The following is a 12,372-nucleotide window of genomic DNA, read 5'->3' on the forward strand; positions in this document are numbered from 1 at the left end:
GTCATAACCCTGTGTTGTGGTTTACTGGCAAGCGGCGCGGGGGTTTGGGGTATCATGTTATTACCTTGTTAAACGAGGCGAATATATCGCTGATATACAGAGGGAGAAAGTCAATGGAGATCCCCAGACGGGTTATTTTGCCCAGTTTAGTGGGGGCAGTGGTGGGCTACGCACTTGCGCGACAGCTAGCAGATGTACATGCCATATTACTGAGTGAATTACCGATATTGGCGAGTAAGGATGCGCTTTTTCTGTTTATGTGTCCGCTGAGTGCACTTATGATGATCATGGAAAACAAGTATTTTTGGGGTCGCTTTATGGCGTTAAAAACGCATGCTGATATTTGGGGCGTAGCGATTGGGTTTCAGATTGGCTTTGTCACCTTGAGTATCTACTAAATGGCCATGCAACGTGGTATCGCTGTCGTGCTCAATGTGGTCACTTTGCTGGCCTTGTATGGTTTTACCTTCGAGTCGTCACCACCGTTTGTATCTATGTTGCTTGCCTTTGCTGGCGCAGAAGCCATACATCATGTTTTTAATGGCACCAGCTTAGGTGTACGTTGTTACAAAGCTTGCCTGCACTGCTTGTGTACGACTTATCTGTATGTGCTGTATCAGGAACCAGATGCTATCACACTGCTGTGCCTTGGCTGGTTCTTATGCCTGCACCTTTATCGGGGTAAGTATCCTAGTTAATAAGTGATACGGCCGGTTTTAAGTGAACAGTGTATCCGGGTTTTACTGTAAACCCCCTTTACAAGTGGGCCTCTGGCCACAATAGAGCCTGCCTCAATCGCAGGAATAGCGCAGTTTTAGAGGAATTATCAATCAAACGTTGATAATCTTTCAATCTGTAGCCAATTTATTGTCTGCACGTATCGATCTACACTGTTCTGCATTCGTTCTGTCGGTTTCAGAAAAGGGTTTTTATTGTGATCAGATCCAGTGTGCTCAGCAGTTTGTTCGTCGCGGCTTGTGTAATCTCACCAATGCTTCAGGCTCAGGGCGCTGATAACGTCAGCAGCAAGGTGACTGTTGTTAGCACTGAGCAAATTGAATGGGGGCACCTGAATCCGGCTCACGGTGATAAGAGCCCAAAGGCTGCAAACTTGTGGGGAGACAGAACTCAAGCCGGTGCGACTGGTATGTTGGTAAGGTTTGAACCCGGGTTTTCGTCACCACCGCATATTCACAACGTGTCTTATCGCGGTATTGTGATAGAAGGCCTGCTGCACAATGATGATCCCGCAGCTAAAGCCATGTGGATGCCGCCGGGCTCTTACTGGACACAACCGGCAGGGGAAGATCATATTACAGCCGCCAGTGCGCCGGGAAATATGATTTATCTTGAAATAGATCAGGGTCCCTATCTGGTTAAGCCTTCTGCACAGCAGTTTGATAATGGCGAGCGGCCTGTCAATCTTCACTATGCTAACCTGACGTGGCAAAACCCGCGCACTTCAACGCAGCTCGAGGGCGCAGGTGTTGAACTGGCAAATTTATGGCAGCAAGGCCCGCTGAGTGGTGTATTGGTTAAGCTGCCCGCCAATGCCAAAGTGCAATTGTCCAGCACCGGCAGCGAGTTTAAAGCCGTGGTGATCCGCGGTGTGCTGAACTTTTTGCAAGCAAAAACACAGAAAAATCGGGTATTACGGCCGGGCAGTTATCTGGCTGCCGAGGAGCCGGTGCAGATAGCGCTTAGTGCAGATGAGCCAGCCCTGCTTTATGTGAGAACAAACGAGCCATTCCAGCTCGCGCGCAACTAGCCTCGCGCATCATAAAAACCGCCCGGTATTGAACCGGGCGTAACATGTTAAGCAGGGTTAATTTCAGCTGCAATCACTGAAATTTCTACCAGTAAAGCGTCTCTTGCCATTGCCGCTTCAACACAAGCGCGCGCAGGTGCGTGGCCCTTAGGCACCCAGGCATCCCATACTTCGTTCATCTCACTAAAGTATTTCATGTCTTTAATATAAATCGTGGCAGACAAAATATGCTCACGATCACTGCCTGCTTGCAGTAACAGCTCATCCACTTTCTCAAGCATAGTGGCGGTTTGCTCTTTAATGCCCTGCTCTGCGTCTTTACAGACCTGGCCACATAAATAGATGGTACCGTTGTGTTTAACGATGCGGCTCATGCGTTGTTTGGTGTCAATTCTTTGTATCACGGGTGATCCTTTATGGAATAAATAGTGGAACAAAACTCACTGACGATCATGGTATCACTGCCTTCTCTGGTGCGTAACCACTTTTTCCTGTTAGTCAGCCTGCTCTGCACACTTACCAGATGTCCCCGAATTATTGCCCTAAAGCGCCGATTGTTATATCTGCCCGACGCCTATTATGACCTCCGACGTTCACCACCGGGTAAACGTTATTCCATGCGACATGATGTCGCGAATTTAAGAGTAATTTTTGAGGAGAATTTTATGTCTGGACTCGTATCTATGGCGCAGCAATTCAGTGGCTTACCTATGAAGTCGCTTATCGGTGCTCCACTGAAAGCTGCAACAGATGCAAATGGCATGATGGCACGTACGCAAACACAGTTTATGCTCAGTACCTGTTTTGATAAAACCGCCGGTGCCCAGGGCAGTTCAAGCCAGCTCAAGCCAATCATGGTTGAGTTCACGCTGAGCCGTCCGGTGATCAAAGGCACCACAACGTCTGAAGCGAATATCACGCTGAAGTTACCTCTGCTGACCCTGATCCCGCTGAACTCTCTGGCAGTGGATGACGTGAAAGTACACTTCGAAATGGAAGTTTCGAGCTCAATGTCAAAGGACAATGAAAAGCAGTCTGAGCAGGAAACCGCAGCAAAAGCCGACATCACCGCAAAATACAATGCGGGTTTGTTCTCGGTCGAAGTACATGGCTCTGTGTCACACAGCAGCAAAACCAGCTCCAAGCAACGCGAGCACTATGAAGCATCAAACAAAGCCAAGTATGAGGTGGATGTCCACGCAGGTCAGCTGCCACTGCCAACCGGTGTAACGACGATCATCAATGCCTTTACGAAGAACATCGACCCGATCATCGAAAAAGAGTAATCGCCTGTAATAGCACCCAACCGGGGAAGCCTTGTGCTTCCCTTTATTAACCGGAACAACAAAAAGAGAGCATCATGATCGAATTTCAATCACTTATGAAGGCCATTCACAAAGGAGTCAAAGACGCCGCTAAATCGGTCGAAGGCGAAACGCTGGACTTTGTAAAACGCTTTTTTGATGAGCAAGACAATGGTAAAGGCAAGGCACCCAGTTACTCGCCAAAAACCTGTGCCATGGAGTTTCCCAGCCGCACTGAACACGGCATAGACACAGTGAGCGCAGAAGTGCCCTTACTGGCGCTGGTGCCCATTTCTTCTCCGCGGATCTCAGAGGTGAAGTTTATCGCTGAGCTGGAGATCTGCAACAATGAGCAAGATCAGTTGATGGTGGCCTTTGCCCGCAGCACGGCCAAGCCTGCCGGGCTGCGCAATAAGCTGATGGGCCAGCAAGAAGCTAGTGAAAACACCGCCAATGCCACCCTGGAAATCACGCTTACTGGCAACGAACCCCCTGAAGGCTTGAAAAAGCTCGTTGAAGGCTACGAGCGCGCGCTCAGAGCGCAAATTCCGGGCTAACCCGCTCAGCGTAAGGATAAAAGTATGAACAGTAATATTGCGTCGCAATTTGCCGGTTTACCTATGAAAGCACTGATTGGTGCGCCACTTAAAGCGGCCACCGATGCCAATGCAATGATAGCCAATGCACAAACTCAGTTTATTTTATCAACCTGTTTTGAAAAAGACCGTCACAACGAAGGGCGCCTGACCCCGGTGATGGTGACATTTACTCTGACCCGCTCGGTGTTGGAAAAAGACGGCAGCGTAAGCAAAGTTCCCTATGAAATGGAAATTGCCATCCCGCTGATGACGCTGATCCCCATAAACTCACTGGCCATTGAAAAATTAACCGTCTCTTTCAGCATGGAAGTGAAAAGTTCCAGAGAAATCAAAAAGCAGACTTCACAGGAGCAAAAACACAATCGCTCGCAGTCTCGCCAGCCCGAGCAAGCCCACGAATTTGAAACAGAGCTGCATGGCTCTTTGGCGAAATCAGGCAGTCAGAGTCAGCAACAATCGGGCTCGGCGCACGCTAACTACGAAGTGATGCTCGAAGCAGGCCAGTTACCTTTACCGCGCGGGATCACTACAATACTCGATATTTTCGCAAAAAACCTGACCCCTTTACCCAGTAAAAACGAGGACTAACCCATGAGTATAAAATCAAAAATTGACTGTCCGGAATGCGGCATGCCTATTCACTTTGAATCCAGCTTACTGCTGGCGGGGCAGGCGTTTTGCTGCGCGAATCCCAGCTGTGGCGTGACCATCTCACTGACTGCGACGGACAAGGAAGTGGTATCTGATGCTTTTGATAAGTTTGAAAAAATGCGCAACGACGCCACCCAGCAAGCGGGTCGCTACGATGCCTGAGCGTGCTCAGCGCCGAAGCCCGGTAGCAAGCTCAGGCTACCGGGCAGACGGCGTTTAATTAAGCACCCGGACCGCATTCCATACAATGCTGGACAATATCCGGACCAAATTTGAGCCTGGCATTGAGGTTTCTCAGCGCAGTACGTAGCCCCTCTTCAATGACCGGGTGATAGAAAGGCATATCCAGCATCTGAGGCACCGTCATCTTATTTTGTACGGCCCAGGCTAGCAGATGCGCGATATGCTCAGCGGCAGGCCCGATAAACTCAGCGCCCAGGAACAAACCACTGCCCTGCTCTGCATACAGGTGCATATAACCCTTATTTTTTAGCATCACGCGGCTGCGGCCCTGGTTTTCAAAGCTCACTTCACCAATGGCAAAGCAGCCACATTTGCCATAGCGCTCGTTTAATTGTTTAAAGCTCTCCCCCACCATCGCAATTTGCGGATCGCTGAATACCGCAGCAATTGGCGCGCGGCGCAGGCCATTGCGCACATCCGGGAAACGTCCGGCATTTTGACCGGCAATCGTGCCCTGATCGGCCGCTTCGTGCAGCAGTGGGATCTGGTTGCTGGCATCCCCGGCGATAAAGATATGGCTGTCGCCACACTGCATGGTATGAGGGTCGGCCAGCGGCACACCTCGCTCATCGAGCTCAATGCCGGTGTTTTCCAGGTCCAGCTTATCGACATTCGGCACTCTGCCAGTTGCTGCCAGCACATAATCAAATTGTTCGGTCTGTGGCTTGCCATCGTGGTCAATGTAGGTCAGTTGTGCTTTGTCGCCAACCTGCTTCATATCAGAGACTTTGGCATCGCTGTCGACATAAAATTCTTCGCCAAACACGGTATTGGCATAGTCCTGAATTTGCGGATCCGTCAGCGGCCCAATGTTGCCCCCGACGCCGAACAACTTAACCTTTACACCCAGGCGATGCAGTGCTTGTCCCAGTTCCAGGCCAATGACGCCCGGGCCAAACACGGCCACAGACTCGGGTAAGTCCTGCCAGTCAAACACATCATCATTAATGATTAAGCGCTCGCCAAAGGCCTGAAAGAAGCCCGGAATATTCGGTCTTGAGCCGGTCGCGATAACAAAGCGTTTGGCGGTGATCACCGTATGGTCGTCAATCTGAACCCGATTGGCATCTAAAAAGCGTGCATAACCCTTGATCCTGTCTTGCTCTGGCAACTCATCTACGGCTTCCAGTACAAAGCCAACAAACCGGTCTCGCTCGCTGCGCACCCGCGCCATTACGGCTTTGCCATCGATTTGTGGCGCTGTGGTATTAACCCCAAATTTCGGTGCTTCGGTTACGCTGTGCGCGGCTTCCGCTGCGGCAATTAACAACTTGCTGGGCATGCAGCCGACACGCGCGCAAGTGGTGCCATACTGACCGGCTTCGATCATTAACACATTATCCGTGGATTGTTTGGCATTTCGATAGGCGCTGAGCCCGGCTGTGCCCGCACCAATCACGACTACGTCAGTTTCAAGTTGTTTCATGTTTTACCTCTGAGCAAAGGGAGTTGAGGGGCTGTTAAGCCCCTTTACAGATGACTTTTTTAGTCCGTGTAGTTACTGCGCGAAGTAGGTCGCCAGGTCGTCTGAACCACCAATGTGTTTACCGCCAATGAATACCTGCGGCACAGTTTCACGGCCAGACAGCGCTTTAAGGCTGGTCAGGGTGGCTTGCTGGCCTAACACCAATTCTTCGTAAACCAGACCTTGTTCGTCCAGCAGGGCTTTCGCCTTGGCACAGAAAGGACAGCCAGGTTTGGTGATGATTGACACTGGCTGCGGTTTTACCTGCTCCGGGTTGATGTATTCAAGCATGGTATCGGCATCTGATACTTCAAACGGGTCGCCCGGTAGATCCGGCTCAATGAACATTTTTTCAATCACGCCGTCTTTCACCAGCATAGAGTAACGCCAGCTGCGTTTGCCAAAGCCCAGCTCTTTTTTGTCTACTAACATGCCCATACCTTCAGAAAACTCACCGTTTCCGTCCGGGATAAGCGTCACGTTTTCTGCTTCCTGATCTTTGGCCCAGGCATTCATCACAAAGGTATCGTTGACAGAGATACAGACGATGTCATCAACCCCATTTTGTTTAAATACGCCAGCCAGTTCGTTGTAACGTGGCAGGTGCGTTGATGAACAGGTCGGTGTAAAGGCGCCAGGCAGTGAGAACACCACAACGGTTTTGCCTTTGAACAGATCATCTGTGCTGATATTTTTCCACTCGTCGTTTTCACGTACCGGGAAAGTGACCTGAGGAACTGTCTGACCTTCGATATTGTTTAGCATAATGTTTGTCTCCTTTGATTTCGATGAAGCCATTATCAGGCTAATCGATTCATTTGTATAATGGGTTAAATTAATTGGTTCGATTGGAAAAATAGAATGAAGCGTCCAGCGTTCAGGCGATGATGCTTTTAGATTAGCCGTAATTACATGAAAGTAAAACGGCATTAAGTGAAAGCAAAGGAAAGGTAACTGAGCTTAGTTATCGGATTGTGCGGGTTGTACAAGTGGTAGCGTCAGGGTCACGCACAGGCCGCCCAGCTTGCTGTGCGACAAAGATAACTGCCCCTGATGCAACTCAGTGAGCTTCTGACAAATCGACAACCCCAGGCCTGAACCGCCCAGATCGCGGCTGCGTGATTTATCGCAGCGATAAAGGCGCTCGGTGAGGCGCGGTAAATCGTCATCACCGACACCCGGGCTGGAATCTTCAAAGTGACAGATCAGATGCTCAGCTTGCTGAGCAATGGTCACACTGACTTGTCCGGGCTTATTGGTGTAGTGGCAGCTGTTGCGTGCCAGATTGTTGAAGATCTGGTGCATCCGGTCTATGTCACAGGCAACTTCCAGTGTGTCGGACAGAGTATTGTGTGTGCTCAGCGTCAGCTCGTGTTGTGCGATTAAAGGCTTAATGGCACTTAGTAATTCATCAAACAGGGCTTTGGCCGGTCGTATTTGCAGGTCCAGTTGCAGGCTGTGTGTGTCTGCCTGTGCCAGTTCATAAATATCGGCTATCAAAGTGTTTAACATAGACAAACGACTTTGCATCAGTGTGTAGGTGGCATCGGGGTCTGTGATCAGGTTGTGTTGTAGTGCCTCAATATTCAGTTTGAGCACCGTCAGTGGCGTTCGCAGCTCATGTGAGACATCCGCCAGCAGCTGTTGTTTGAGGGTCAGTGCCTGGTTGAGTACAGCGGCCTCTTTTTCCATCACTTTACGCTTTTTCAGATGATACAGATAAAACATCAGGAAAAAGTTCAGCAGCACGATAATAGCCGCCGCCAGGACCACGCTTTGCAGCCTGCTCTGACGCTTTTGTTCATCCAGTCCGCTTTGTAGCTGATTGACTTTAAGTGTTTCTAGGTGCAATTCAGCGTCGCGCTTTTTGGCTTCCAGCCGGGTCAGTCGCGATTGCTCAGTTTGCTGCTGTAGCAGCTCAGTTGCGTGCGTCTGAAAGCGCAATGCCGATGTAAAGTCTTGTTGCTGCTGATAGGCAAAGGCCAGCACTTTTGCGGCCTCCACCATAGTGTCATTTGGTTTGGGGTCGAAATAAGGCGCCAGTTGCGCTATCGCCTGGCCCGGATCCTGATGGCTTAAGGCACTGGCATACCAGACCAGGTGTTGGCGATGCAGTGCCTGATTATGCTGCGGATTGATTAACGTCAGACCCTGGCCAATTAAATTAGCCGCTTGCGGGTAGTTGGCTTTGGCCAGCTGAACACGCCCGAGCCCGGCTATGGCCCAGCCCAGATTACGCTTGTGGTCTATGGACTCGCTGATGGCTTTGGCCTGTTCATAAGCCTGGGTTGCAGCGTCTAAATTGGCCAGGTGCAGGTGTTGTTCTGCAATTCGGATCTGATTTTGCCCCATGTACAGGCGGTCATTTGCTTGCTCGTCGTAGCGGTACGATTGTGTGAATGCTTCGAGTGCGGCCTGATGGTCGCCGAAATCCACAAAAATATCAGCCAGACCATAGTAAGTTGAGGACATCATGGCCTGATCTGGCTTACTTTGTTGCCCAAGCCAGGTCAGCTGAGCCTGGCGGCTTTCCAGTGCTCTGTCTAACTGGCCAAAGAGCTTATATATTCGGGCTTGCGTATCAAATGCGGCGTTGTGCAACGGAATATTGTTGTCCTGTTCAGCATAATGTTTTGCCAGGGCAACATGTTCTAGTGCTTTGAGGTTCGGGCTGTCTTTGGCAAGGGCATTGGCAACCATACGATGAGCATGGCTGAGCATGCGCCAGTCTTGCGTACGAGAAAAAAATTCGCTGGCGCTGAGAAAGTGCGCCTGAGCCCCCTGACCATCCCCCAAGCGCAGTGCCAGGTCGCCGCTTACCCAATGGTACTTTCCTAGCATAGAGTCATCGGGGTGTGCGCTCAGATGATTTGCCAGTGCATTTAGTCTGAGCCTGGCGCGCTCATAGTCGTCCAGCCGCACCAGGTGTAATGCCGTGCGATGCAGTACAAAGGTCCGCTGTTGTGGGGTAAGCGATGGATCAGCAAGTAATGCCTCGCCTTCTTCGAGCGCTGCTGTAAAGCTCTTCTTGCCCTTGAGTGGGAATTGCTGCTTATACGCGGCAAAATCTGCGCTGTATGAGGCTGTGGGCCACAGTGCACCAAGGTGAGCAGCAAAGGTTAAGGCGAGTAAATTTTTCAAAATCAGCGTCCGAAAGTATGACACTGAATTTTATGTGCTGCGGATTTAAACGCCTATCCAACTTTTCTATTAAATTGAATAATCCTGCCTAGTACCGCTGTCATGCTGGCTGCGGAACTGGCCAGGAGAGATACCATGCCATTTGCTAAACGCCCGGATAAAAGTGTTAGCGTCGCTGAACCCCAGCAAAAACGCGATCTCCTGCAAAGACATGCTGGAACGGTGCAGGTATTGGCGGGCCAGCTCGGAGCGAAGTGTGCTCAGTACAGACTGAAAATTGGCAGACTCGCTATCCAGTTTGCGTTGTAATGTTCGTTTACTGATAGCCAGCTTTGCGGCAACCTGCTCGGCACTCACCTGCCCCGATGGTAGCAGCTCCATCAGCAGGGCTTTGACTTTTTGGCTCATACTGGCACCGGCATCCAGCTCAGCCAAACGCCGGGCCAGGTCATTTTCAAAAAACGACCACATAGCAGCGTTTTCGGTCAGAAAGGGCCTGTTGGCATCCTCGCTGCTAAACCGTATCGCGACCTGGTTGCTGAGGGTCAGGCGGGTGCCAAAATAGGTGTCAAAATCGCTCTGGTTGTCGGGAAGTTGTGTGACGTACAGGGCTGTGGGCACCAGCTCTGAGCGCGTTGCCAGGCGCGCAAGCTGGGTAAAAAAGGCCAGCTCACACAAGCCCAGCGACTTGGGCAAAGGTTTGTCATACCCATAGCAGTCGAGGCTCAGCAGCAGACCCTGATCATCTTCATGTACGTCCAGCGTGAGCGGCCCTATCAGGGGCTTGTAGCTGCTCAAACGATGCATGGCACTACTTAGATCTGCACTACATAAACAGGCAAAAATGGCCGGGTCGAATGCCTCGACATTCAGGTGCTGCGCCAGTTTCAGCGGCAAGGTTTCACCGAGCTGAGCCTCCATTGCATGCCACAGGTCAAAATACTGAGCCGCATTGACGGAGGTTGGCAAGTTGTGCCACAGATCAGCCGGCAGCTTTGCCTGTTTTAGCAGCAGTGCCGGGTCCAGCTCGAGATCTTTAAACATGATCAGGCAGTGCGGTGACAGAGTAAATTTTGCTGTGCGCTTCATTATTTTTCCATAGTACGACGTGACATAGACAGCACCAGGCGACGAGGCAGCAAAGGCACAATCCAGTTTAACAACAAGCTTAACACAGGCTCATTAAAAGCAAGTAACTGGCCTTTTTGCATGGCCTGATAACCGCATTTGGCCACAGAGCTGGCACTTTTACCTTGCTTAAATACCGCCAGTTCTTCGAGGTTGCCTGTTTTTGCAAATTCAGTCGCTACGGCTCCCGGGCACAAAGCGGTCACACTGATCCCCTTGTCTCTGAACTCTTCAGCCAGCGCTTGCGAAAACGAGGTAACAAACGCTTTGGTTGCGTAGTAAGTGGCTTGTAATGGGCCCGGTATAAATGAGGCCGTTGAAGAAACATTGAGGATCTTGCCGCGCTGGCGGTCTGTCATGTCCTGAACAAAAAGATGGGTCAGCGCAACCAGGCTACTGATGTTTACCTGGATCATTTCCAGGTCTGAAGACAGTTCACGCTGATGGAAAAAACCATGGCCGCCGAATCCGGCGTTATTGATCAGGATATCAACCTCAATACCCTGTTGTTTGGTTGCGGTGTAGATCTGCAGCGCCGCTGCCGGGTCGGTCAAGTCTGCGGTTATGACACTGGCATTGACACCATAGCTTTGTTCCAGCTCTTCTTTAAGGGCAATCAGCTTGTTTTCGGAGCGGGCAACCAGCACCACATCACCGCCCTGCTGCGCATGTAAGCGCGCCAGCTCTAAGCCAATTCCCGACGATGCGCCCGTGATCAGGGCTGTGTTTGTATAAGTCATGATGTCACCTTGTTACCAGAAGTTATGACGTCATTGTAGAAGGTGACGCCTAGTAATTCACTGGCAGAAGGTGACACTTTACTTGCAAAAAGTGACTATCAATCCCGGATATTTACTTCGCCGCGGACCTTTTCGATGCGTTGTCCGCCCGAGGTGTCGCCTGTGATGGTCAGACCGCCCGCCTCTATCACCTCTATGTCGCCGGAGTCATCATCAATGGTGACATGACCTTTAATATTTTGCAGTACCAGGTTGCCACTGCCGTCGTCTACTTTGGCGTTGCCCTGTAAGTCCTTAACACTTACAAAGCCGGAATCATCGCGTAAATCCAGGGTGTTACCGCCACGGATCTCGACATTACCCGAGCCATCCACGATGCGCAGGTCACCACTGAGGTCCATCAGGCTAATGTTGCCGGACTCATCGTCCAGGGTGAGCGAACGTCCGCCAATGATTTGCAGGTCGCCAGAGCCGTCTTCAATGTCCATATCGCCGCTAATATCGGAGATATAGATCTGCCCCGAGTCATCATCGAGTTTAAGCTGACTGCCGCCTTCAATGGTAATGTCGCCAGAGCCGTCTTCGATATCCAGCATACCGCTGACACCACGGATCAGCATCTGTCCTGAACCATCGTCAATTTTGACGTTTGCAGCGCCGTTAATGCTGATATCACCTGAGCCATCCTCCAGCTCGATATCGCCGGTCATGCCGGTGATGGCAATGTCACCCGAACCATCGTCAATATCCAGCATCAGGTGGCTGGGCACGCGCAGGGACAGGTCAATTTTGGGGCTATTGCCGCTGTACCAGACTATACCAACGCGGGCGCTATGTTTTGCAATTAGCTTTGCATTGTTACCGTCCTGTTCAAGGCTAAGCTGATAACTGTGCTCTTTGTCAGTCCGTATCCTGGCATCAACTTCAATCTGGGTAAGGTTGTCGACGCCCACAATATCCAGCGAACCGGCGCTGGTGTCTGCGACCAGGCTGCGCAGTTCGGTGGCGTTGAGGGTTAGGGTTTTTTGAAGTTCCACGTCTGCAACGGTTTTGCTGTGACCGTCAATGTGGATCACACACCCACTGAGTGCCAGTGCAGCGAATAAAGGAGAGAGTTTTTTAATCATGATGCAATTCCAATTTGTTCTTTTTTATATACAGGGAACAAAGCAAAACGGGTGCCAATAAATTAGTTTAATAATATCAGTGGGTTAAAATAATCCAGAATTAAGCGCTGAACATATAGTGATTGAATGTGGTGAAATTCACCAAATAGTGGTGTAACTATTTACAGGCCTAAGGCGAGTATGTCACGGGAATGTCAATTATTGCA

General features: G+C 50.6%; 14 protein-coding genes. 7 read left to right on the plus strand and 7 right to left on the minus strand.

The features are described 5' to 3' along the window. The 3 genes from C3B51_RS10340 to C3B51_RS10350 form a co-directional block, all read left to right on the plus strand. Positions 1-398 (plus strand): hypothetical protein (locus tag C3B51_RS10340; protein ID WP_206076626.1); only part of this gene is annotated, 398 nt, incomplete at its 5' end. Beyond that, positions 399-698 (plus strand): hypothetical protein, encoded by a 300-nt coding sequence (locus C3B51_RS10345; protein WP_130244986.1) that lies wholly within the window; start codon positions 399-401, stop codon positions 696-698. 236 nt (positions 699-934) lie between these two features. Beyond that, the gene (locus C3B51_RS10350; protein WP_130244987.1) at positions 935-1,768 is read left to right on the plus strand and encodes a DUF4437 domain-containing protein; all 834 of its coding nucleotides are present in this window, start codon (positions 935-937) and stop codon (positions 1,766-1,768) included. Positions 1,769-1,815: 47 nt separating this feature from the next. On the opposite strand, the gene C3B51_RS10355 is transcribed toward C3B51_RS10350, so the two are convergent. After that, positions 1,816-2,172 (minus strand): RidA family protein, encoded by a 357-nt coding sequence (locus tag C3B51_RS10355; protein WP_130244988.1) that lies wholly within the window; start codon positions 2,170-2,172, stop codon positions 1,816-1,818. Positions 2,173-2,433: 261 nt separating this feature from the next. On the opposite strand from C3B51_RS10355, the gene C3B51_RS10360 reads away from it, so the two are divergent. From C3B51_RS10360 to C3B51_RS10375, 4 genes are all read left to right on the plus strand, one after another. After that, positions 2,434-3,054, plus strand: coding sequence for a DUF2589 domain-containing protein (locus C3B51_RS10360; RefSeq protein ID WP_125719727.1), 621 nt, complete (start codon positions 2,434-2,436; stop codon positions 3,052-3,054). A gap of 74 nt (positions 3,055-3,128) precedes the next feature. After that, positions 3,129-3,629 (plus strand): DUF2589 domain-containing protein, encoded by a 501-nt coding sequence (locus C3B51_RS10365; protein WP_130244989.1) that lies wholly within the window; start codon positions 3,129-3,131, stop codon positions 3,627-3,629. A 24-nt stretch (positions 3,630-3,653) separates the two neighbouring features. After that, a complete protein-coding gene (locus C3B51_RS10370; RefSeq protein WP_130244990.1) occupies positions 3,654-4,259 on the plus strand; it encodes a DUF2589 domain-containing protein in 606 nt (201 codons plus the stop codon). A 3-nt stretch (positions 4,260-4,262) separates the two neighbouring features. Then, positions 4,263-4,484 (plus strand): hypothetical protein, encoded by a 222-nt coding sequence (locus C3B51_RS10375; protein WP_046007111.1) that lies wholly within the window; start codon positions 4,263-4,265, stop codon positions 4,482-4,484. 58 nt (positions 4,485-4,542) lie between these two features. Here C3B51_RS10375 and C3B51_RS10380 read toward each other — a convergent pair whose 3' ends face one another. The 6 genes from C3B51_RS10380 to C3B51_RS10405 all read right to left on the minus strand — a co-directional run bounded on the left by C3B51_RS10380 (position 4,543) and on the right by C3B51_RS10405 (position 12,166). Then, entirely contained in the window at positions 4,543-5,991 is a 1,449-nt protein-coding gene (locus tag C3B51_RS10380) for a dihydrolipoyl dehydrogenase (RefSeq protein ID WP_130244991.1), read from the minus strand. A gap of 72 nt (positions 5,992-6,063) precedes the next feature. Beyond that, the gene (locus C3B51_RS10385) at positions 6,064-6,795 is read right to left on the minus strand and encodes a glutathione peroxidase (protein WP_130244992.1); all 732 of its coding nucleotides are present in this window, start codon (positions 6,793-6,795) and stop codon (positions 6,064-6,066) included. Positions 6,796-6,990: 195 nt separating this feature from the next. Beyond that, positions 6,991-9,171 (minus strand): ATP-binding protein, encoded by a 2,181-nt coding sequence (locus C3B51_RS10390; RefSeq protein ID WP_130244993.1) that lies wholly within the window; start codon positions 9,169-9,171, stop codon positions 6,991-6,993. 69 nt (positions 9,172-9,240) lie between these two features. Beyond that, positions 9,241-10,260, minus strand: a complete 1,020-nt coding sequence (locus C3B51_RS10395; RefSeq protein ID WP_130244994.1) for a helix-turn-helix transcriptional regulator — start codon at positions 10,258-10,260, stop codon at positions 9,241-9,243. After that, the gene (locus C3B51_RS10400) at positions 10,260-11,039 is read right to left on the minus strand and encodes an SDR family NAD(P)-dependent oxidoreductase (protein ID WP_130244995.1); all 780 of its coding nucleotides are present in this window, start codon (positions 11,037-11,039) and stop codon (positions 10,260-10,262) included. Before C3B51_RS10400 ends, C3B51_RS10395 begins: the two co-directional genes overlap by 1 nt. 98 nt (positions 11,040-11,137) lie before the next feature. Next, entirely contained in the window at positions 11,138-12,166 is a 1,029-nt protein-coding gene (locus C3B51_RS10405) for a DUF4097 family beta strand repeat-containing protein (protein ID WP_125719711.1), read from the minus strand. Between the last annotated feature and the right edge of the window lie 206 nt (positions 12,167-12,372).

Origin of the sequence: Pseudoalteromonas rubra (assembly GCF_004212645.1) — a bacterium.
Taxonomy (GTDB): Bacteria; Pseudomonadota; Gammaproteobacteria; order Enterobacterales; family Alteromonadaceae; genus Pseudoalteromonas; species Pseudoalteromonas rubra_G.